The organism is Bradyrhizobium sp. WSM3983 (assembly GCF_000473045.1).
In the GTDB taxonomy this organism is placed as follows: Bacteria; Pseudomonadota; Alphaproteobacteria; order Rhizobiales; family Xanthobacteraceae; genus Bradyrhizobium.
Genome location: NZ_AXAY01000007.1, coordinates 106,568 through 126,324, shown reverse-complemented (window position 1 = coordinate 126,324; position 19,757 = coordinate 106,568). Strand labels below are relative to the sequence as shown.

19 protein-coding genes are annotated in these 19,757 nt (G+C 64.4%); 4 read left to right on the top strand and 15 right to left on the bottom strand.

Annotation, left to right across the window (positions count from 1 at the left end):
• Nucleotides 1-29 precede the first annotated feature (29 nt).
• The 11 genes from YUA_RS0113530 to YUA_RS0113480 all read right to left on the bottom strand — a co-directional run bounded on the left by YUA_RS0113530 (nucleotide 30) and on the right by YUA_RS0113480 (nucleotide 11,376).
• Nucleotides 30-908 (bottom strand): SMP-30/gluconolactonase/LRE family protein, encoded by an 879-nt coding sequence (locus YUA_RS0113530; protein WP_027531184.1) that lies wholly within the window; start codon nucleotides 906-908, stop codon nucleotides 30-32.
• Nucleotides 908-1,984: an aldose epimerase family protein gene (locus YUA_RS0113525; protein WP_027531183.1), complete on the bottom strand. Its 1,077-nt coding sequence runs from the start codon at nucleotides 1,982-1,984 to the stop codon at nucleotides 908-910. Before YUA_RS0113525 ends, YUA_RS0113530 begins: the two co-directional genes overlap by 1 nt.
• A gap of 2 nt (nucleotides 1,985-1,986) precedes the next feature.
• Nucleotides 1,987-2,913 (bottom strand): Gfo/Idh/MocA family protein, encoded by a 927-nt coding sequence (locus YUA_RS0113520; RefSeq protein ID WP_027531182.1) that lies wholly within the window; start codon nucleotides 2,911-2,913, stop codon nucleotides 1,987-1,989.
• Nucleotides 2,910-3,677: a FadR/GntR family transcriptional regulator gene (locus YUA_RS0113515; protein WP_027531181.1), complete on the bottom strand. Its 768-nt coding sequence runs from the start codon at nucleotides 3,675-3,677 to the stop codon at nucleotides 2,910-2,912. Before YUA_RS0113515 ends, YUA_RS0113520 begins: the two co-directional genes overlap by 4 nt.
• Nucleotides 3,674-4,654: a galactofuranose ABC transporter, permease protein YjfF gene (gene yjfF / locus YUA_RS0113510; protein WP_027531180.1), complete on the bottom strand. Its 981-nt coding sequence runs from the start codon at nucleotides 4,652-4,654 to the stop codon at nucleotides 3,674-3,676. The genes YUA_RS0113515 and yjfF overlap by 4 nt, the downstream gene beginning before the upstream one ends.
• Nucleotides 4,651-5,643, bottom strand: coding sequence for an ABC transporter permease (locus YUA_RS0113505; RefSeq protein WP_027531179.1), 993 nt, complete (start codon nucleotides 5,641-5,643; stop codon nucleotides 4,651-4,653). The genes yjfF and YUA_RS0113505 overlap by 4 nt, the downstream gene beginning before the upstream one ends.
• Nucleotides 5,640-7,181, bottom strand: a complete 1,542-nt coding sequence (locus tag YUA_RS0113500; protein WP_027531178.1) for a sugar ABC transporter ATP-binding protein — start codon at nucleotides 7,179-7,181, stop codon at nucleotides 5,640-5,642. The genes YUA_RS0113505 and YUA_RS0113500 overlap by 4 nt, the downstream gene beginning before the upstream one ends.
• A 116-nt stretch (nucleotides 7,182-7,297) precedes the next feature.
• Nucleotides 7,298-8,263, bottom strand: a complete 966-nt coding sequence (gene ytfQ, locus YUA_RS0113495; RefSeq protein ID WP_027531177.1) for a galactofuranose ABC transporter, galactofuranose-binding protein YtfQ — start codon at nucleotides 8,261-8,263, stop codon at nucleotides 7,298-7,300.
• 412 nt (nucleotides 8,264-8,675) lie between these two features.
• Nucleotides 8,676-9,848 (bottom strand): fumarylacetoacetate hydrolase family protein, encoded by a 1,173-nt coding sequence (locus YUA_RS0113490; RefSeq protein WP_027531176.1) that lies wholly within the window; start codon nucleotides 9,846-9,848, stop codon nucleotides 8,676-8,678.
• Between the two features lie 139 nt (nucleotides 9,849-9,987).
• On the bottom strand, nucleotides 9,988-11,046 hold the full coding sequence (locus tag YUA_RS0113485; RefSeq protein WP_027531175.1) for a YeiH family protein: 1,059 nt from the start codon (nucleotides 11,044-11,046) through the stop codon (nucleotides 9,988-9,990).
• A 111-nt stretch (nucleotides 11,047-11,157) separates the two neighbouring features.
• A complete protein-coding gene (locus YUA_RS0113480) occupies nucleotides 11,158-11,376 on the bottom strand; it encodes a hypothetical protein (RefSeq protein ID WP_027531174.1) in 219 nt (72 codons plus the stop codon).
• Nucleotides 11,377-11,639: 263 nt separating this feature from the next.
• On the opposite strand from YUA_RS0113480, the gene YUA_RS0113475 reads away from it, so the two are divergent.
• On the top strand, nucleotides 11,640-13,550 hold the full coding sequence (locus YUA_RS0113475; protein WP_027531173.1) for an NAD(P)/FAD-dependent oxidoreductase: 1,911 nt from the start codon (nucleotides 11,640-11,642) through the stop codon (nucleotides 13,548-13,550).
• A 140-nt stretch (nucleotides 13,551-13,690) separates the two neighbouring features.
• Here the strand turns inward: YUA_RS0113475 and ald are convergent, their stop codons facing one another.
• Nucleotides 13,691-14,806 carry an alanine dehydrogenase gene (gene ald, locus YUA_RS0113470; RefSeq protein WP_027531172.1) on the bottom strand — a complete coding sequence of 372 codons (1,116 nt, stop codon included), beginning with the start codon at nucleotides 14,804-14,806 and terminating at the stop codon, nucleotides 13,691-13,693.
• Nucleotides 14,807-14,940: 134 nt separating this feature from the next.
• Here ald and YUA_RS0113465 point away from each other — a divergent pair, with 134 nt between their 5' ends.
• On the top strand, nucleotides 14,941-15,420 hold the full coding sequence (locus YUA_RS0113465) for an Lrp/AsnC family transcriptional regulator (protein WP_027531171.1): 480 nt from the start codon (nucleotides 14,941-14,943) through the stop codon (nucleotides 15,418-15,420).
• A gap of 38 nt (nucleotides 15,421-15,458) precedes the next feature.
• Here YUA_RS0113465 and YUA_RS43870 read toward each other — a convergent pair whose 3' ends face one another.
• Nucleotides 15,459-15,875 (bottom strand): low affinity iron permease family protein, encoded by a 417-nt coding sequence (locus tag YUA_RS43870; protein ID WP_245285168.1) that lies wholly within the window; start codon nucleotides 15,873-15,875, stop codon nucleotides 15,459-15,461.
• Between the two features lie 111 nt (nucleotides 15,876-15,986).
• Here YUA_RS43870 and YUA_RS0113455 point away from each other — a divergent pair, with 111 nt between their 5' ends.
• Together YUA_RS0113455 and YUA_RS0113450 are read left to right on the top strand one after the other, a co-directional pair.
• Nucleotides 15,987-18,344 (top strand): Orn/Lys/Arg decarboxylase N-terminal domain-containing protein, encoded by a 2,358-nt coding sequence (locus tag YUA_RS0113455; RefSeq protein ID WP_027531170.1) that lies wholly within the window; start codon nucleotides 15,987-15,989, stop codon nucleotides 18,342-18,344.
• Nucleotides 18,345-18,350: 6 nt separating this feature from the next.
• Nucleotides 18,351-18,929 carry a GNAT family N-acetyltransferase gene (locus YUA_RS0113450; RefSeq protein WP_027531169.1) on the top strand — a complete coding sequence of 193 codons (579 nt, stop codon included), beginning with the start codon at nucleotides 18,351-18,353 and terminating at the stop codon, nucleotides 18,927-18,929.
• 3 nt (nucleotides 18,930-18,932) lie between these two features.
• Here YUA_RS0113450 and YUA_RS51005 read toward each other — a convergent pair whose 3' ends face one another.
• Both YUA_RS51005 and YUA_RS0113440 read right to left on the bottom strand, forming a co-directional pair.
• The gene (locus YUA_RS51005; RefSeq protein WP_027531168.1) at nucleotides 18,933-19,145 is read right to left on the bottom strand and encodes a hypothetical protein; all 213 of its coding nucleotides are present in this window, start codon (nucleotides 19,143-19,145) and stop codon (nucleotides 18,933-18,935) included.
• Between the two features lie 121 nt (nucleotides 19,146-19,266).
• Complete coding sequence (locus tag YUA_RS0113440) at nucleotides 19,267-19,707, bottom strand: flagellar basal body rod protein FlgC (RefSeq protein ID WP_027531167.1); 441 nt, start codon at nucleotides 19,705-19,707, stop codon at nucleotides 19,267-19,269.
• Nucleotides 19,708-19,757 lie beyond the last annotated feature (50 nt).

Here is a 19,757-nt window from a genome sequence, read left to right as displayed (position 1 = left end):
TACGTCGGTAGAGGTCGGCTTCGGATCTCCTATGCTAGCTTGACGTCGGGCTCCGCGCGACCGCGCGCGGAGGCTTGTAGCACAAAAGTGCAGCCGGCCTGCGAGTCGGCGGCGCGCGCCTCCGCGTCCATATCCTGCCAAGCGGAGGTGACGAGCAGACGCGACAGATCCGGGCCGACGAAGGCAGGACAGCTCGCCTGCTTGGCCGGAACACGCAGCGAACGCAAGCGCTCCCCTTGCGGCGAGTACACGTCAATCCGGCTGGCGCCCCAGCAGGCGTTCCAGATCTGCCCGTCGGCATCGCACACCGAGCCGTCGAGGCCGCCGATGCCGGTATGGCGCAACAGCACCTCCGGCTCACCGCGCGGAAGGCCGGTGGCGGGATTGAGTGGCACTGCATAAAGCACGGCGCGCGCGGTATCGGTGAAGTAGCCTGTCGCGCCATCCGGCGAGAAGCAAATCGAGTTGGGAATGCTGATGCCCGGAAACAGCGTCGAGATCTTGCCGCGGTGGAGCGCGTAGATCGCCCCTAGCCCTCGTTCGGCCTTGCGTCCCATGGTGCCGATCCAGAACGTGCCGGATTGGTGCACGCGGCAATCATTGGAACGCGTCGCGGGATTGTCCGCTTCGAGCGGACAGAACAACGTCATCGCGCTATCGGCGAGCGTGCGGATGTAACAACCATCTTCCGCGACGAGCAGCTGGCGCTCGGCATCGATCCGCCCGAGCGCGCTCGCCATCCGGCCGAGCGCGTGGATGCGGATCGCGCCGCTGCCAAGATGCGCCTCGAACAGACGTCCCTCGCGAATGTCGAACCACCAGGCGGTGTCGGTGGTGACGTCATAGGTCGGCCCCTCGCCGAGGTGACAGTGTTCGGCGGACAGAACGGAGGTCGGCACCTCTTCCATCATGGCGCCCTCACGGCGAAGCGATAGACGGTGTGATGGCGATAGACGCCGCCAGGATCGAGGCGCGGGCTCGGAAAGTCCGGCCGGTTCGGCGAATTCGGCCACATGTGCGGCTCCAGGCACAACGCGTCCGACTGTCGGATCAGCTTGCCGCCTTTGCCCGAGATCGTGCCGTCGAGATAGTTGCCGGAATAGACCTGAAGGCCGGGCTGATCGGTGAACAGCTCCATGATCCGCCCCGAGCGCGGGGCCTCCAGCCGGGCCGCGAACGCGAGCTTGCCGTCACGCGCGAGACAATAGGTGTGATCATAGCCCTTGCCGTTGAGCAATTGCTGATTGCTCTCGCGGATGCGCGCGCCGACGGCGCGGGCCTCCCGGAAGTCGAACGGTGTGCCAGCCACCACGCGCGGCGGCTCGGGCAGCGGGATCGCGGTGGGGTCGATGGCCAGGAAATGATCGGCCTTGACCATCAGCCTGTGGTCGAGGGTGGGCGTGCCTGAAGTCGCGCCTTCCAGATTGAAGAAGCTGTGGTTGGTCAGGTTGACGATGGTCGGCCGGTCGGTCCGTGCCTCCATCATCAGCGACAGCTCGGCCGAGCCGGTGACGCGATAGGTCAACCGCACATCGAGCTTGCCAGGATAATTCTCCTCGCCATGCGGGCTGGTGTAGGTCAGCGTGACCGCAGGGTTGGCGCCGTCGTCGAGCTCGGCAATGTCCCAGAGCTTGCGGTCGAAGCCGTCGAGGCCACCATGCAGCGCATTCGGGCCGTTATTGATTGGAAGCTGGAACGTCTCGCCATCGAGCGAGAACTCCCCGTTGGCGATGCGGTTGGCGTAGCGGCCGACTGTGGCACCAAAAAACTTCCGCTCGGCGAGATAGCCGGCGAAGGCGTCATGGCCGAGCACGACGTCGTCATAGCTGCCCCTGGCGTCCGGCGCGATCAACGCCTGGATCACCGCGCCATGGGTGATGATGCGGGCCTCAAACCCGCCCTCCCCGCGCAGCACGATCCGCTCGACATTGCGTCCGTCCGGCAGCGTTCCGAAAACGTCTTTTGCTATCTTGGCGCTCGCCATGTCTAGTCCACAAACGGTTCGACGATGTTACGCTTGCCGAGCAGGAAAGCGTCGGCGACGAGACGAAGCGGTGCCAGGTCGACATCGCTCGCGCCGGACTCCGCGAGCTTGACGAAGTGCCGGTACAGCTCTCGATATTCCTCATCGGGCGCGTCGGCAACAACCTTGCCGTCGACCTCCATGATCCTGCCACCGCGGGACAATGTCATCCGACCCTGATCGGTTTCCGCGACGATGTCCCAGCTCTGCGGCCCGGTCTGGCGAAAGTCGAACTCTGCCGTGATCGGCAGGTCGCTGATGTCGGTCAGCGTCAGATTGGCGGCAATCGGCGACTGGCAATTGGCCGGAAAAGCAAGCTCAGCCGCGGTGACGAACACCGGCCTTGGCAGGATGCGGGTCAGGATCGAGAGCGCGTTGATACCGGGATCGAACACGCCGAGCCCGCCGGGTTCCCAAATCCAGGCCTGGCCGGGATGCCAGACACGGACGTCTTCCTTCCAATTGATGTGCACCGACTTGATCCTGCGCGTAGCCAGCCATTCGCGGGCTGGCTCGACCGCGGGGGCATGGCGCGAATGCCAGGTCGCAAACAAAGTGCGCTTTGCGTCTGCCGCCATCGCGGTCAGCGGGTCGAGCTCGGCAACGCCGATGCCGGGCGGCTTCTCCAGCATGACATGCTTGCCGGCGGCGAGCGCCGCAGCGGCCTGGGCGCGTCGCACCTGCGGCGGTGTGCAGAGCGACACCGCATCGATCTCCGGGCCCTTCTCCAGCAGCTCCTCGATGGTCGCAAAATGCGGCAGGCCCGGCAGCGACGCGTTACGGCTGGCAACGGCGGCTAGCATGGCGCCCGGCGTCGCGGCGATCGCGCCGACATGCTGGTCGCGCGCGATCTTGCCGAAGCCGACGATGGCGATGCGAAAGGTTGTCACGAACTTTCTCCAGATTCTGCAGGTGCCGCCGGTGCTGTTTCGGCCGCCACTCCCTGATGCCGGCGCATGCCGTTGTGAATGACGAAGGCCATCGCCTCGGCCGCCGCGTCGGCATCACCGGTTGCGATCGAGTCGACGATCTTCTGGTGCCAGACCAAGGCGATCTCGCGGTCCTCCGACCCGGCCGGTGCACTGAGCATGAAAGCCGCACGCAAGGCAGCCTCGATCACATGACCGATGGAGCGCATGAACAGATTGCCGGATGCTCGCGCCACCGCAAGGTGCACGGCGAGGTCGGCATCGGCAAAGCCGACGGACTCGGACGTCTCGTGCCGCATGCGGTCCATGCTGCGCTGAAGCTCGGCGATGTCCTCCTCCGAACGGCGCGTGGCCGCGAGCGCTGCCGCGCGCGGCTCGACCGCGAGGCGGATCTCGGCGAGGTCGTTGAGAAAACGCCTGTCGATACCGGCGTCGAGATGCCAGGCCAGCACGTCGGCATCAAACATGTTCCACGCAGCGCGCTCGCGCACGACGGTGCCGACCCGCGCCTTGGTGGTCAAAAGCCCCTTGGCCACGAGCGTCTTCACGCTCTCGCGCAGCACCGGCCGCGACACGCCGAACATCGCCGTCAGCTCGGCATCACCCGGAAGCCGCACCCCTTCCGCATAGCGGCCAGCGATGATGTCGACGCCGATCGAGCGCGCGACCTCCGCGTGGTTGGAATGGGCCCGTGGTGTCGGAATGACGACGATGCGCGAGGTCATGAGACGGCTCCCGCGCGCTTCGCCGCCGGCCGGCGCGCCAGCGCGACCAGCCCCTGCTGCAGCGCGATAAAGGCGAACAGCAAGACGCCGGTCGCGATCTTGGTCCACCAGCTCGACAGCGTGCCGTCGAAATTGATGTAGGTCTGGATCATGCCCTGGATCAGCACGCCGAGGAAGGTGCCGATCACCGAGCCCTGCCCGCCCGTGAGCAGCGTGCCGCCGATGACAACGGCTGCAATTGTGTCGAGCTCGACGCCGACGGCGGAGAGAGAATAGCCGGCGCTGGTGTAGAAAGAGAACACGATGCCGGCGATGCCCGCGAGCAGGCTCGATAGCATGTAGATCTTCACCGTCATCTTGCCGACCGCGACGCCCATCAGGCTGGCAGTCGCCCGGCTGCCGCCGAGCGCATGGACATTGGCGCCGAACCGGGTGAGTTGCAGCAGCAAGACGCCGCCGATCACGATGGCGAGCATGATGATCGCGATCGCGCTCAAACGCCCGCCACCGGGCATGCGCAACGCGAAGTCGGACACGGTCGAATAAACCGGCGCGGTGATCGGCACCGATTCCGTCGAGAGCAGGAAGCTGGCGCCGCGCGCCAGAAACATGCCGGCGAGCGTGACGATGAAAGGCGGCAGGTCGAAGACATGGATGATCGCGCCCATCGCGGCGCCAAAGGCCGCCGAGAGCGCGAGGATGGCGACGAACGCGACCAGCGGCGGCACGCCCCAGCGCTCGATCGCGAGCGCCACGAACACTGTGGTGAATCCGATCACCGAGCCGACCGAGAGATCGATGCCGCCGGAGATGATGACGAAGGTCATGCCGGTCGCGACGATGCCGAGGAAGGCATTGTCGGTCAGGAGGTTGCCGACCACGCGGGTGGAGGCGATGTTGGGAAACTGCACCGCGCAAGCTGCGAAGCCCGCGACGAGAACGATGGCCGTGATCAGGACGGGCGGCAGGCCTTTCATGGTTTCGTTCTCCGCAGCCGCACCATGATGCCGGCAAAGCCGGACAGTTTTGGCGATTGCAGCAGCAGCACGGCGAGCACCACCACGGCCTTGACCAGCAGGTTGAACTCCGGCGGATAGCCTGACAGCAAAATGCCGGTGTTCATGGTCTGGATGATTAGCGCACCCAGCACCGCCAGGACAAGGCTGAAGCGGCCTCCGAACAACGAGGTGCCGCCGATCACCACCGCGAGGATGGCGTCGAGCTCGAGCCAGAGGCCGGCATTATTGGCATCCGCTCCCATGATGTCAGCCGCAGCGATCACGCCGGCGAGCGCGGCACAGACCCCGCACCAGACATAGACCGCCAAAATCATCGCGCGCGTGCCGACGCCGGCAAGCTCGCTCGCCCGCGCATTGCCGCCGGTTGCCTCGATCAGGAGCCCGAGCGCCGAGCCGCGCACTACCGCACCCGTGAGGATCAGCATGCCAAGCGCGATCGCGATCGGGACAGGCACGCCGAGAATGGCGCCGTTCCCGAGCCAGACCAGGTCCGGCGAGGAGAACGTCACGATCCGTCCTTCGGTGATGAGCTGGGCGATACCGCGCCCGGCGACCATCAGGATCAGCGTCGCCACTATCGGCTGCATGCCGAGCACCGCGACGAGGAAGCCGTTCCACAACCCGCAGATCAAACCGGCGCCAAGCGCCGCCGCCAGCACCACCGGCAGGCCGTGGCTGTCGGCGAGGCTCGCGGCAATCGCGCCGCAGATCGCCATCACCGCACCGACGGAAAGGTCGATGCCGCGCGTCGCGATCACCAGCACCATACCGAGCGAGAGCAGCGCCACCGGCGTGCCGCGGTTGAGGACGTCGATGAGGCTGCCGAACAGACGACCGTCCTGAAGCCGCAGGTCGAAGAATTGCGGCGACACCACGCGGTCGACCGCGAGGATGACGATCAAAGCCAGGATCTGGGCAAGGCCGCGGCGCGGCAACAGCTCTGTCATGCCCGGGCCTCTTGCATCGCTGCGCCATCGGCGGCGATGGCCGCGAGAATGTTGGTGACGTCGATGGCCTCGCCCGAGAGCTCCTCGACATGGACACGATCGCGCAGCACGACCACACGGTCGGAATAGGTCACGATCTCGTCGAGCTCCGAGGAGATCACCAGCAGCGCCAGCCCGTCGTCGCAGAGCTCGCGGATCAGGCGGATGATCTCGGCATGCGCGCCGACATCGATGCCGCGCGTCGGTTCATCCAGCACGAGAAGCCGCGGCGCGGTCGCGAGCCAGCGCGCCAGCAGCACCTTTTGCTGATTGCCGCCGGAGAGCAGGCCGACGGGCCGTTCGGCATCGGGCGGGCGGATGTCGAGCATCTTGACGTAACGGCGCGCGATCTCGTCCTGCTCGCGACGCGACAGCGGCCGATGCAGCCCGCGCTTGGCCTGAAGCGCCAGCACGATGTTCTCGCGCACGCTGAGTTCGGCGACGATGCCGTCGGTCTTGCGCTCCTCAGGGCAATAGCCAAAGCCGTGGCGCACGCCATCGCGCGGCGACTGCAGCCGCACCGAAGCGCCCTCCACCCTCGCCTGCCCGCCATCGGCACGCTCGGCGCCGAACACCAGCCGCGCCGTCTCGGTGCGGCCCGAGCCGAGGAGGCCCGCGAGGCCGACGACCTCGCCACGGCGCAGCTCGAGATTGAACGGGGCGACATATCCGGCCTTGCCGTAATTCTCGAAACTGGCGCAGACCTCGCGCGCTTTCTGTTCGCTCGCCGCTGCCCGTGAACTGGTGGTCTCGGCCAGCTCGCGCCCGAGCATCATCCGGATCAGCTCCAGCCGCGGCAGCGAGGCGGTCTCGCGCTCACCAACCAGGCGGCCGTTACGCAACACAGTGATGCGGTCTGAGATCTCGTAGACCTGATCGAGGAAATGACTGACGAAGACGATGCCGATGCCGCGCCTGGCAAGCTGGCGCATGATTCCGAACAGGATCTCGACCTCGTGACGATCGAGGCTCGCGGTCGGTTCGTCCAGGATCAGCACGCGCGCGGAAAGATCGACCGCGCGCGCGATCGCGGTGACATGTTGTATCGCCACCGAATAATTGCCAAGTGGCGCGGCAACGTCGATATCGAGACCGAACTCCGTGAGAAGCGCCTTGGCGCGACGGCGCATCTCGCCTTCGCGCACGATGCCGAAGCGCATCGGCTGGCGGTCGAGAAACAAGTTCTGCGCCACCGACAGGTTCGGCAGCAGATTGACTTCCTGGTAGACGGTGGCAATGCCGGCCTGCAGCGCGGACTTGGCCGAACGCGGCGCGACCTCTTCGTCGCCCAGACGGACGAGACCGGCATCGCGCGGGAACACGCCGGTGACGACCTTGATCAGCGTAGATTTGCCGGCGCCGTTCTCGCCGAGCAGCGCATGGATCTCGCCGGCGCGAAGCGTGAAGTCGACCTCCTGCAACGCACGCACCGCGCCGAAGCTCTTGCTGATCCCGCGCACCTCCAACAGGGGCGGAGCAGGATCAAGGCTGTTCTCCATAACGACGTCACTCCCACCGGCGCCCGCTTATGCTGCGGACACCCACCCTATTCGTTCGCGCGGCGGTTTCGAAGGGGGGCCGGACCACAAAGGAGTGGTCCGGCGAGACGCCCGCCTCAGTAACCGAGGCCCTTCTTGCTGTCGTAGACCTTCTGCGGATCGTCGGCGGCGGTGAGCAGCTTGGATTCGGTCTGGATCCACTTCGGCGGAACGGTGCCCTTCTCCTTGAACGCCGCGACGGCATCGAAAGCAGGGCCCGCCATGTTCGGCGTCAGCTCGACTGTGGCATTGGCTTCACCGGCGACCATCGCCTTGAAGATGTCGGGGACCGCGTCGATCGAGACCGTGAGGATGTCCTTGCCCGGCTTGAGGCCGGCTTCCTTCATCGCCTGGATCGCGCCGACCATCATGTCGTCGTTGTGCGCGTAGACCGCGCAGATGTTCTTGCCGCCGCCTTCGGCCTTGATGAAGCTCTCCATCACTTCCTTGCCCTTGGCGCGGGTGAAGTCGCCGGTCTGGCTGCGCACCACCTTCAAATTGGCGTGCTTGGCAATGGCGGTGTCAAAGCCTTTCTTGCGATTGGCGGCGACGCTCGCGCCGACCGTGCCCTGCAATTCGACGATGTTGCAGGCCTTGTCGCCGACGGTCTTGGCCAGCCAGTCGCCAGCGACCGCGCCTTCGTGCACGCTGTCCGAGGTGACGGCGGTGAGATAGAGGTCCTTGCCCGATGGATCGATGTCGCGGTCGAGCAGCACGACCGGGATCTTGGCTTCCTTTGCTTCCTTCAGCACCGAATCCCAGCCGGTCGAGACCACGGGCGCCAGGAAGATCGCGTCGACATTCTGCGCGATGAAGGAGCGGATCGCCTTGATCTGGTTCTCCTGCTTCTGCTGCGCGTCGGCGATCTTGAGATTGACCTTGCGCTTGGTGGCCTCCTGCTTGGAGACCGAGGTCTCGGCCGCGCGCCAGCCGGATTCCGATCCGATCTGCGAGAAGCCGACGGTGAGCTCGGCGGCATTGGCCGGCAGCGCGAGCAACAACGTGGCCGTGGCGCTGGCCGCAAAGAGGGCTTTGAGGGTCATCAGGCGTATCTCCCAAGATTGTTTATCTGGGGCGCCGCTGGTAGCATGACACCCTCAGGCCGGCCCTTGAGGCGGCGGAAGGGACTATTTCACGGAACAGCGGCTTCGTATAGTCATATTATCTGACTATTTGGACGAATGATGCAGAGGTGCCGCAGACTTGCGTAGATCACACGCTAGGCGCGATTCTTTTCGATTTATGCAACGCTAAGGTGAAGGAATGTTTGTGGATGGTCGCCCGAGCAAAGGTGCTCCCCTCGCCCCGTTCTTACGGGGAGGGGGTTGCGGCGAGAGGCTCCTTCCACAGAAACGGTGAGAGCTGAACCGGCGGAGAGTCCCCCTCACCCGAATTCGATCTCCGATCGAATTTGAACTCTCCCCGCAAGCGGGGCGAGGGGAAGCGAGCCGACCGCTAGATCACCTCCCGCTGCGCCAGGTTCTTCATCAGCGCACCGATGCCGAACGTCCAGGGCTCGCACTCGTCACTGGTCCGCATCCGATTCACGAGCTTGCCGAGCTGAGGTGCGGCGATGGTGACGATATCGTCGCGCTTGTGGGTGAAGCCCTGCCCCGGCGCTTCGCGATCCTTGACGGGTGCGAACATCGTGCCGAGGAACAGCACAAAACCATCAGGATATTGATGCACCTTGCCGATGGTCTGCGCGACGAGATCGGTCGGATCGCGGCTGATCATGCTGATCGAGGAATGGCCGTCGAGGACGAAACCGTCCGCGCCCTTCACGTTGAGGCTGATGTCGAGCTTGCGCGCATCGTCGAGCGTGAAGCTGTCGTCGAACAGACGCAGCAGCGGACCGATGGCGCAGGACGCATTGTTGTCCTTGGCCTTCGATAAAAGCAGTGCGGAGCGGCCCTCAAAGTCACGCAGATTCACGTCGTTGCCAAGCGCTCCGCCGACGATCTTGCCGCGGCTGGAGACGAACAGCACCAGCTCCGGCTCCGGGTTGTTCCAGGTCGACTTCGGATGCAGCCCGGCATCCATGCCGGTGCCGACCGAGGACAGCGTCGGTGCTTTGGTGAAGACCTCGGCGTCGGGACCGATACCGACTTCGAGATACTGGCTCCAGGCGTTCTGGTCGATCAGCACCTGCTTCAGGTGCATCGCCTGGTCCGAGCCCGGCTTGAGTTTTGACAGATCGTCGCCGATCAGTCGTGTCACTTCTTTCCGGATCGCTTCGGCCGAGGCCGGATTGCCCTTGGCCCGCTCCTCGATCACGCGCTCCAGCATCGAGATCGCGAAGGTGACACCCGCGGCTTTCAACGTCTGGAGATCAACGGGTGCGAGCAGCCAGGGCTTCGTTGAATCACGCCCATCGGGCGCCGTGTTGGCGACGATGGCTTCGAGGTCGCCGATACGCTCGCCCTTGGTTGCGGCAAGCGTCTTGGCGGGATTGTCCTCTTCGCAAAGCGCGCTGATGGTCGGAAACTTTGCGGTGACGTCGAAGACGCCGTCAGTGCGGACGGCAACGACGGCCGGACCGTTCGCCTGCGGCAGCCAGACGCGGCCGACCAGCGTCCCCTTCGTTCCATCCTCGGGGAGAAGATCTTTCACGGTCAGTGTCGTCATGGCGGCGTCCTCGTTTGCTCTCGGATCGGCAGCACTGGCTCTACGGCCAATCACGTTGGCGAAAACCAATACCGGTCTGGCGGGGGAAGTCCAGCGCTGCAGCGCGCCGCAATTCATGCGCGCCAGCGCGGCGCGTCCCTCACTTAAACCAGTGCACCAGCACGATGCTGATCCCCAGCAGTAGCATCAGCGACAGCGTCACCGCGGCTGTCACCCGTCCCCCGACATTGGCAAGCACCTTCACGTCGACGCCCAAGCCCAGCGCGGCCATCGACACCACCGTAAGGAAGCTCGTGATCTTCGTCACGGGACCAACCACCGTGCCCGGCACGATCTCGAGCGAGCGCAGCGTCGCCAGCGCGAGGAAGCCAAGGATGAACCACGGCACCAGGCGGAAGAAGCCGACATTGGTCTTCTTGGCGCCGGTCTGCCAGCGCGAGGCGGCCAGCGAGAGGCCGACGACCACGGGGCCAAGCATCAGCACGCGCATCAGCTTCACCAGCGTGCCGATCTGCGTGGAGATCAGGCCCGCCGGCACCGTTGCGGCGAGCACCTGCGGCACCGCATAGACGGTGAGGCCCGCGAGGATGCCGTATTGCGTGGCGGTGAGTTGCAACAGCGGGATCAGCAGCGGCAAGCCCAGCACCATCATCACGCCGAGGATGGCGGTAAAAGAGATAGAGGATGCGATCTCGTCGCTGTTGGCGCCGATGATCGGCGCGACCGCCGCGATGGCGGAATTGCCGCAGATGGAATTGCCGCAGGCGATCAGGATCGAGAGCCGCGTCGACAGGCCAAGCAAGCGGCTGAGACCGAAGGAGACGCAGAGGGCCACCACCACCACGGCCGCGATCGACGCCAAAAGCGCGATGCCTGAGGCCGCGATGGCGGCAAAGCTGATGGAGGCCCCCAGCAGCATGACGGCGACTTCAAGCAGCTGTTTGGCGCTGAAGGCGATGCCGGCCTGCCAGCGCGGCGCCGGTTTCCAGAAGCTGCGCACGGCCATCCCCAGCAGGATCGCCATCACCAGCGCCTCGACATAGGGGTGTTCGAACACGCCGAGCTCGGCCCGTTCCAGCAGGGCCGAGACGCCAGCCACTGCGACGCACAGAAGAATGCCGGGAATCAGCGCAACGATGCGGCTTACGGCAGTGGTCGGCTTGGCGTCAGCCGGGCTGGATGCTTGATTCTGCGACACAAATCTCTCCCAGAGGAGAAAGATTTATACGCACGGCAGTCGGGTTGGGGAATAAGTTTTCGGCATATCAGGGCCGAGGGAAGTTCTATCCTCAGCCCGGAACAATCCGGCTCAGAACAGCAGGTTCTTGGCGAGCGAGGCCACGTGGCTGAAGCCGTCATAGACGCCCGGTTCAAAGAACGCGGCGCGCGCCAGCACGATGGCAGCGACCAGCGACCAGAACAGGCCGGTGCCGGCCCGCAGCAGCATCTTTGACGCGCGCGACCGCGGCTGGGTGTCCGTTGCGGACACCAGCTGCTCGCCGAAGGGCTCAAATCCAGTGCGTTCCATGGCCGTCAATCCATCAATTTCTGACGGAAATGTCGTCGTTTCGGCCCCAAACAGCAATGGAAGCGATTGGCGTTTTTGCCCCATCGAGGGGAAACTCCTTCCGCCGGAAGGTCCCGGAGCAATAGTTTTCTTCTCCCGCCCTATTCGGGCACCGGAGCGTTGCCGGATCCCGCCCGAATGGACGATTCCGTCCTTGTCGACTAGCGTACCGTCGCCGCGGGTCCTTCGTTCGTTGCTGGATCGCCGGAGATCAGAAGAAGACGATGAACATCGAATCTCCACGCAAACCGCTCGACCTTGCCTCGGCCCTCGCGGAAGCCGACATCCGCTGCCTGCTGATGGTGCTGGTGCACATGACCGGCGACGAACGCTGGCTCGAGCCGCCCTATTTGCCCAAGCGCGATATTCGTCTCATTCCCGATCCCGAGGCCGGTGTGCCCCGCGAGATCCAGGACGAAATCCGCGCCGCTGTCGTCAAGCTGTTTGCCGACGGCACGCCGAAGCCTGTCATCATCGATCCCGGCGAAGAGCTGCTGCTCAAGATGATGCGCGCCTGCCTCGGCGAGAAGGTCGCACCGGAATATGCACCGCTGATGCGCGAGGAGATGGGCTTTGTGCCGCGCCAGTCGCGGTGGACGACGCGCCCCTCGGACGAAAAGCTCGCCGATCAGCATGTCCTGATCGTCGGCGCTGGCGTCTGCGCCATCGCGCTCGGCGTGGCGCTCGGCCATCTCGGCATCCCCTACACCATCGTCGAGAAGAACGCCGAGCTCGGCGGCACCTGGTGGATCAACCGCTATCCGGGCTGCGGCGTCGATACGCCGAACCATTCCTATTCCTACTCGTTCGGCTCGGGCAATGCATGGACGCGCTATTTCTGCCAGCGCGAAGAACTGCTCGGCTATCTCAAGAAGGTCGCCGACGAATACGGCATCCGGAAACATCTGCGCGTCAATACCGAACTGACGGCGTCGCGTTGGGATGAGGGCAAGCGACGCTGGATCTCGACGCTGAAGACGACGAACGGCGAAGAGACCATCGAATCCACCACCCTCGTCTCGGCCATCGGCCAGCTCAACGATCCCTCGCGTGCGCACTTCAGGGGCGAGGAGGATTTCAAAGGCACAATCCTGCACTCGGCGCTGTGGTCGGACGATATCAAGCTCGACGGCAAGCATGTCGCCGTGATCGGCACCGGCGCGACGTCGATGCAGCTGGTGCCGGCAATCGCTGGCCGCGTCGCCTCGGTCACCGTCTATCAGCGCAGCGCGCAATGGGCGCGGCCGGTGAAGGGCTATGCCGATCCGATCACCGAGGGCGCGCGCTGGCTGCTCGCGCATCTGCCGCTCTATGTGCAGTGGTATCGCTTCAACATGTTCTGGCGCTACGGCGACGGCCTGTTGCCGTTCCTGCGCAAGGACCCGGCCTGGCCGCATCCGGAGCGCGCCGTCAACAAGGGCAACGACCGGCATCGCCAGGAACTGACCGACTTCATCCTGACCGAGCTGAAGGACCGGCCCGACCTGATCGAAAAGTGTGTGCCGACCTACCCGCCCTATGGCAAGCGCATCCTGCTCGACAACAACTGGTTCACGACCTTGCGGCGGGACAATGTCGAGCTCGTCACCGACGCGATCGACCATTTCGACGAAACCGGCATCGTCACCGCCGACGGCAAGCACCGCCCCGCCGACATCATCGTGGTCGCCACCGGCTTCAAGGTTGCGGAGATGGCGGCGCGCCTCAACATCAGCGGCCGCGACGGCAAGAACCTGCGCGATGCCTGGGCCAACGACAATCCGACGGCGTTCCTCGGCCTCACCGTGCCGGATTTTCCCAACTTCTTCTGCATGCTCGGCCCGAACGCTGGCCCGGCCCATGGTGGCAGCGTCATCTTCCAGTCGGAATGCCAGAGCCGCTACATCTCCGCCTGCCTCGTCGACATGATCGAGCGCGACGTCGCCGCGATCGATGTGCGCCGAGAGGTGCTCGACGACTATGTCCGCAAAGTCGATACCGAGCACGAGGCGATGATCTGGACCCATCCCGGCATGAGCACCTACTACCGCAACTGCAGTGGCCGCGTGTTTTCGGCGATGCCGTGGCGGTTCGTGGATTACTGGCGCATGACGCACGATCCGGATCTGCGGCAGTACAGGCTGACAAAGGCGTGAGGCAATTCGTCAGCATGGACTCTGGCCGAAGCTTGAGTGGCGCTCGTCCCCATCGTCATTGCGAACGAAGCGAAGCAATCCAGAGTCTTTCCGCGGAGGGATTCTGAATTGCTTCGCTACGCACAGCAATGACGGCCCTATCAGGCCGCCAGCCCACTCCCGACCGGCGCGAATTCCATCCCAAGGCTCTCCGCCACCGCCTTGTTGGTGATGCGGCCGCGATGGACGTTCAGACCGTTGCGCAGATGCGGACTTTCCAGCACTGCGGCAAAGCCTTTGTTGGCGAGCATCAGGCCGAACGGCAGCGTCGCATTGTTCAGTGCCTGGCTCGACGTCACCGGCACCGCGCCTGGCATGTTAGCCACGCAATAATGCACGACGCCGTCGACCTCATAGGTCGGCTCCGCATGCGTCGTCGCATGCGAGGTTTCGAAGCAGCCGCCCTGGTCGATCGCGACGTCAACCAGCACGGCACCCGGCCGCATCGACGACAGCATCGCACGCGTGACGAGCTTTGGCGCACTGGCGCCGGGCACCAGCACCGCGCCGATCACGACGTCCGCGCCAAACACCTCGTCTTCGACGGACTCGATGGTCGAGAAGCGGGTGCGCACACGACCGGCGAAGAGATCATCGAGCTCGCGTAAGCGCGGGATCGAGCGGTCGATCACGGTGACTTCGGCGCCGAGGCCTGCGGCCATGCGCGCGGCCTGCGTTCCCACGACACCGCCGCCAAGAATGACAACGCGCGCCGGCTGCACGCCTGGGACACCGCCCAACAACAGCCCGCGACCGCCAGCCGATCGCTTGAGCGCGGCGCCGGCGGCCTCGATGGCGAGGCGGCCGGCGACTTCGCTCATCGGCGCAAGCAAGGGAAGGTGACCGGCCGCGTCGGTGACGGTTTCATAAGCAATCGCAGTGCAGCCCGAGGCAAGCAAGCCCTTGGCCTGTTCGGGATCGGGCGCAAGATGAAGATAAGTAAACAGGATCTGGCTTTCGCGGAGCCGGGCCCATTCGCTCTTCTGCGGCTCCTTCACCTTCACGATCATGTCGGACTCGGCGAAGAGGTCGCGCGCGCTCGCAGCAATGGAGGCCCCTGCCCGCTGATACACCTCGTCGGACGCGCCGATGCCGCTGCCCGCGCCAGTCTCGACCGTTACCAGATGCCCGGCCGCGACATATTCGCGAACGGCGCCCGGGGTAAGCCCGACGCGATATTCCTGGACCTTGATCTCCTTGGGCACACCGACGCGCATCCTGGGCTCCTTTTTGATTCACCCTGTGATCGTAGCGACGAGGCCGGTTTGGTTTCGTGCAAATATCCGCTAGCTTTGGCCTTCCCGCGCCGGTTTCGGTCGCGGAAGTGTCCTTTCACGCTGGAAACGAAACCTTGGCCCTCGACCGGAAAGATCTCGCCATCCTCGCGGAACTCACGACCAATGCGCGGGCCAGCCACACCGAGCTCGCCAACAAGGTTGGCCTGTCGAGCACCGCGCTGGCGCGGCGGCAGAAGACGCTGGAGGATGACGGCTACATTCAGGCCTACCAGGCCGCGCTGGATCTGGCGCAGTTCGGCCTCACCACCACGGTGCTGGTGCGCATTGCGCTGGAGAGCCAGAGCGACGAGGCGCTGAAAGCGTTCGAGGCCGAGGTGATGAAGTGCCCCTCCGTCGTGCGCTGCTTCCTGATGTCGGGCACCGACGACTACATCCTGATCGTGCTCGCCCGCGACATCCAGGATTTCGAGCGCATCCACCGCACCGAGCTGTCCCGCCTGCCGCGCGTGGCGCGGGTGCAATCGAGCTTCGCGCTGCGCGAGGTCGTCAATCGCGCGGTACCGACCGTGGTGTTCGGCGAGACGAAGCGGTAGCCAACGCGTCCTCCTGGAATTCGCCGACCAGTCTGCGCTCAATTGCCGCGCGTCTCGCGTCGCTTGGATTCGATCTCCGATTCCGGCTTTTCCTCGATGCCGACGAGGTCTTTCCGCGGAGCATTTGCTCGAATGAGCTCGTCAAGCTTCAGCTGGAGTGCGGTGCTGTCCCTGTTCTGTGTGTTCTGTATCAGGAACACCATCAGAAACGTGACGATGCTGCTGCACGTGTTCATAATCAGCTGCCAGGTATCGGAGAAGTCGAAGATCGGGCCACTGACCAGCCAGACCACCACGAAGCAGACCGCGAAAGCGAACGGCCCGGGACGGCCGCTCCGGGTTGCGATTTCCGAGGCAAGTCGCGAAAACCAGTGCTCTTTTCGTCCCTGTGTCAAATCGGCACCGGCAGCCGGATATCTGCCGTTCCCTCGAATCCACCTGCTGAGCCCCGGCACGATGCGGGCATCGGCAGTCAACCAGCCAGAACCGCGAAGGTTTCAGCGACGGTCATAGAACTGTCATCGAATGTGCAGAGACCTGTCCGTCTCGCACATTCGGGACACGCCATGGACTATTTCAAGCGCTTCAACTTCCTGTTCGCCGCACCTGTGTTCGACGCCGACGACCTCGAGGGCATCCGCTTCAACCAGATCGTCGAGGAGATCCAGCGTTCCGGCTTCGAGGTCGTCAGGGCCCGCAAGCTGGAAGACGCCGAAATCGCGGTGCAGACCGATGCCGCCATCGGCTGCATGGTGGTGGATTGGGGCAAGAAGGGGCTTGAGGGCAAGACCTCCGCGCTGATCAACCTGATGCGGCGCCGGGGCCTCGACTTCCCGATCATCCTCCTGATCCGGCGCAAGCGCTTCGAAGACCTGCCGGTCGAGGTGCTCGACTTCATCGACGGCTATGTCTTCCTCTCCGAGGAGACACCGACCTTCATTGCCAAGAATCTGATCAGCCGGCTCAAGCAATATGCCGAGACGCTGAAGACGCCTTTCTTCGGTGCGCTGGTCGACTACGCCGAGGAGGGCAACCAGCTCTGGACCTGTCCCGGTCACAATGGCGGCGTGTTCTACAACCGCAGCCCGATCGGCCGGGTCTTCGTCGAGCATCTCGGCGAATCCGTGTTTCGCGACGACCTCGACAATTCGGTGCTCGATCTCGGCGACCTCCTCACCCATGAGGGGCCTGCCCTGAAGGCGCAGAAGGAAGCGGCGGCGATCTTCGGTGCGGAAAAGACCTATTTCGTGCTCAACGGTACCTCGACCTCGAACAAGGTCGCGCTCGGCGCGCTCGTCACCGACGGCGACCTCGTGCTGTTCGACCGCAACAATCACAAGGCCGCCCATCATGGTGCGCTGATGATCGGCGGCGGCATCCCGGTCTATGTCCCGACCATCCGCAACGCCTGGGGCCTGATCGGCCCGATGCGCTGGGACATGCTCGACGAGAAAGCCCTGCGCGAGACGATCCGCAATCATCCCCTGGTCACCGACAAGGACGCCTGGCGCAAGGAGCGGCCGTTCCGCGTCGCCGTGGTCGAGCAATGCACCTACGACGGCACGATCCACAACGCCGAAATGATCCTGAAGCGCATCGGCCATCTCTGCGAATACATCCTGTTCGACGAGGCCTGGGCCGGCTTCATGAAATTCCATCCGCTCTATGCTGGCCGCTTCGCGATGGGCCTCGCCAACCTCCCGCCGGAGGCACCCGGCATCATCGCGACGCAGTCGACCCACAAGCAACTCGCGAGCTTTTCGCAGGCCTCGCAAATCCACATCAAGGACCGCCACATCCGCGGCCAGAAGCGCCGCGTCGAGCATCGCCGCTTCAACGAAAGCTTCATGCAGCACGCCTCGACCTCGCCGTTCTATCCGCTGTTCGCCTCGCTCGACGTCGGCGCGCAGATGATGAAGGGCCGCTCCGGCGAAGTGCTGTGGGACGACACAATTCGGCTGGGCATCGAGCTGCGCAAGAAAATCCGCGCGATGCGCCGGGAGTTCGAGGAGAAGGAGCAGAACGCGGACCGGCGCTGGTTCTTCGAGCCATTCGTTCCCGATCGCGTCGCCATCCCTGACGTCAGCCGCCCCGGGTCCGCGCATAACGTCGCCTGGGAGACGCTGTCGACCGACGAACTCGCCACCAATCCCGCGCTCTGGCAACTCTCACCTGACAGCAATTGGCACGGCTTTCCCGGCATGGCCGAGGGCTTTGCCATGACCGATCCGAACAAACTGACGCTGCTCACCCCCGGCTTCGACCGCGCCACCGGCACCTATGCCGAGCACGGCATCCCCGCCCCGGTCGTCGCGCAGTACCTGCGTGAAAACCGCATCGTCCCTGAAAAGAACGACCTCAACTCGCTGCTCTTCCTGCTCACCCCGGGTGTCGAGGCGAGCAAGGCCGGCACGCTGATCTCCGGCCTCGTCGCGTTCAAGAGGCTGCACGACGACAATGCGCTCCTCGCCGACGCAATCCCGGAATTCTATCAGCGGCGGCAGGCGCGCTATGCCGGCGTGCGGCTGCGTGACCTCTGCGGCGAGATGCACGGATTCTTCCGCGCCGCCGACGTCAGCACGCTCCAGGCGCGGCAGTTCATGCCCGAGCACATGCCTGAGATCGCGATGTCGCCGCGCGATGCCGCTCGCTTCCTGTTCAAGAACGACGTCGACTATCTGCCGATCGAGGCGATCGCCGGTCGCATCGCCACCACGCCCTTCGTGGTCTATCCGCCTGGCATTGCCACCATCGTCCCCGGCGAGCGGCTGACGGAGCGGGCAAAGCCCATGGTGGATTATCTCAAGATGTTCGAGACTTGCTTCAATACATTTCAAGGCTTCGATGTGGAGATCCAGGGCGTCTACAAGGAGGTCGATGCGCGGGGGCGCATCGGGCTCTATACTTACGTCGTTGCCGAGTAGGTGCCGATGAACGAAACAGCGATTGCACGCACCGATGACGAGCCGGTTCTGGTCCGGCCGTCGCGCGAGAGCGATATCGAGGCGATGCTGGCGATCTACCGCCATCACGTCCGCAACGGCGTGCCGCGCGATGTCGAGGGAACCGGCGCGCCGGAGCCCGATGATCTGCGCGACCGGCGCAAGAATTTGAAGCAGACCCGGCTGCCACATCTGGTCGCGACCTATCGCGGCGAGGTCGTCGGCTACGCCTATGCGGTGCTGTTTCGCAAGCGACCGGCCTATCGCTACACGGCCAAGCACTCGATTTACGTCCACCACGGGCATCTCGGCCGCGGGGTCGGACGGCTGCTGCTCCAGGACCTGATCGATGCGTGTGCGGCCGCCGGCTTCCGCCAGATGATCGGCTATATCGATGCCGACAACGCGCCCTCGCTGGCCCTGCACGAGAAGTTTGGATTTTCGCGCGTCGGCCTGCTTTGCGGCGTTGCCTATCGGCACGGCCGCTGGTCGGACACCGCCATGGTGCAGCGTTCGCTCGGCGCCGGCGTAACCGCGCCGCCATCGCTGACGACACCCGGACGTTAAACCCTACGAGGGAAAGTCAGCCGGTCTGACCTGGATGCGGTCGGCATGCAGCGACCAGTGATGCAACGCCTGGTCCTTACAAAACCTCGCCTTCGCCCGCTCCCTGGCTTCGTCCTCGTCGGCGGCGTCGATCTCGAGCGCCCCCTGGCAAACCTCGATCTGCCGCCCGTACTGGCCGAGCACGTCCTTCATGAACCTGACGACATAAGTTGACATGGGACCTCCTGCCTGCCCCGGCGGCACTCTAGCCCTATTTAGCCCGGCTGAGGAAAGGAGATTTTGACGCGGATCAAAGTCCGGCGAGGTTCCCGCCGCCGATTCAGGCGGCGGTTCGGCATCACGTCTTGATGTCGAGAAGCGACTCTGTCGTTTCCGAGTAAGCTTGAATAACCTTCGCATTGGCGATGAAGCTGTACTTTGCGGTCGCCAGTTGAACGAATTCACTGGCGAGATCGACGTTCGGCGCTGCGACCAGGCCATCCTGGTTTGCGTAGGGAGCGCTTGGGTCGGATTGTGCGGTATAGCTCGGCGAAACGGTCGACACCGTCGCAACCGTACCGCCCGGCGTCGAGCCACTCGATTGGTCGACCTGATCGACCCGCAACGGCACATAAGCCGCGGGATAAGCCGAACTCGTGCTCGAACTGCCGGCACCGGCCGCTGCGCCTGACGCAGGGAGCGGGCCGGTCGTACTGACATTGGCGATATTGCTCGCGGCCACGCTGACACGCAAACTCGCTGCAGAAAGTCCGGATGTAGCAATCGAAAATATGCTCATGGACTCTCATCTACAGGACAAGTCATACGCGTTCATTCACGCCATCGATA

Bases quoted from the DNA above. Each gene is read 5' to 3' on its own strand.
- YUA_RS0113530 (WP_027531184.1), bottom strand. From the start codon at position 908: ATGGAAGAGGTGCCGACCTCCGTTCTGTCCGCCGAACACTGTCACCTC.
- YUA_RS0113525 (WP_027531183.1), bottom strand. From the start codon at position 1,984: ATGGCGAGCGCCAAGATAGCAAAAGACGTTTTCGGAACGCTGCCGGAC.
- YUA_RS0113515 (WP_027531181.1), bottom strand. From the start codon at position 3,677: ATGACCTCGCGCATCGTCGTCATTCCGACACCACGGGCCCATTCCAAC.
- yjfF (WP_027531180.1), bottom strand. From the start codon at position 4,654: ATGAAAGGCCTGCCGCCCGTCCTGATCACGGCCATCGTTCTCGTCGCG.
- YUA_RS0113505 (WP_027531179.1), bottom strand. From the start codon at position 5,643: ATGACAGAGCTGTTGCCGCGCCGCGGCCTTGCCCAGATCCTGGCTTTG.
- YUA_RS0113500 (WP_027531178.1), bottom strand. From the start codon at position 7,181: ATGGAGAACAGCCTTGATCCTGCTCCGCCCCTGTTGGAGGTGCGCGGG.
- ytfQ (WP_027531177.1), bottom strand. From the start codon at position 8,263: ATGACCCTCAAAGCCCTCTTTGCGGCCAGCGCCACGGCCACGTTGTTG.
- YUA_RS0113490 (WP_027531176.1), bottom strand. From the start codon at position 9,848: ATGACGACACTGACCGTGAAAGATCTTCTCCCCGAGGATGGAACGAAG.
- YUA_RS0113480 (WP_027531174.1), bottom strand. From the start codon at position 11,376: ATGGAACGCACTGGATTTGAGCCCTTCGGCGAGCAGCTGGTGTCCGCA.
- YUA_RS0113475 (WP_027531173.1), top strand. From the start codon at position 11,640: ATGAACATCGAATCTCCACGCAAACCGCTCGACCTTGCCTCGGCCCTC.
- ald (WP_027531172.1), bottom strand. From the start codon at position 14,806: ATGCGCGTCGGTGTGCCCAAGGAGATCAAGGTCCAGGAATATCGCGTC.
- YUA_RS0113455 (WP_027531170.1), top strand. From the start codon at position 15,987: ATGGACTATTTCAAGCGCTTCAACTTCCTGTTCGCCGCACCTGTGTTC.
- YUA_RS0113450 (WP_027531169.1), top strand. From the start codon at position 18,351: ATGAACGAAACAGCGATTGCACGCACCGATGACGAGCCGGTTCTGGTC.
- YUA_RS51005 (WP_027531168.1), bottom strand. From the start codon at position 19,145: ATGTCAACTTATGTCGTCAGGTTCATGAAGGACGTGCTCGGCCAGTAC.
- YUA_RS0113440 (WP_027531167.1), bottom strand. From the start codon at position 19,707: ATGAGCATATTTTCGATTGCTACATCCGGACTTTCTGCAGCGAGTTTG.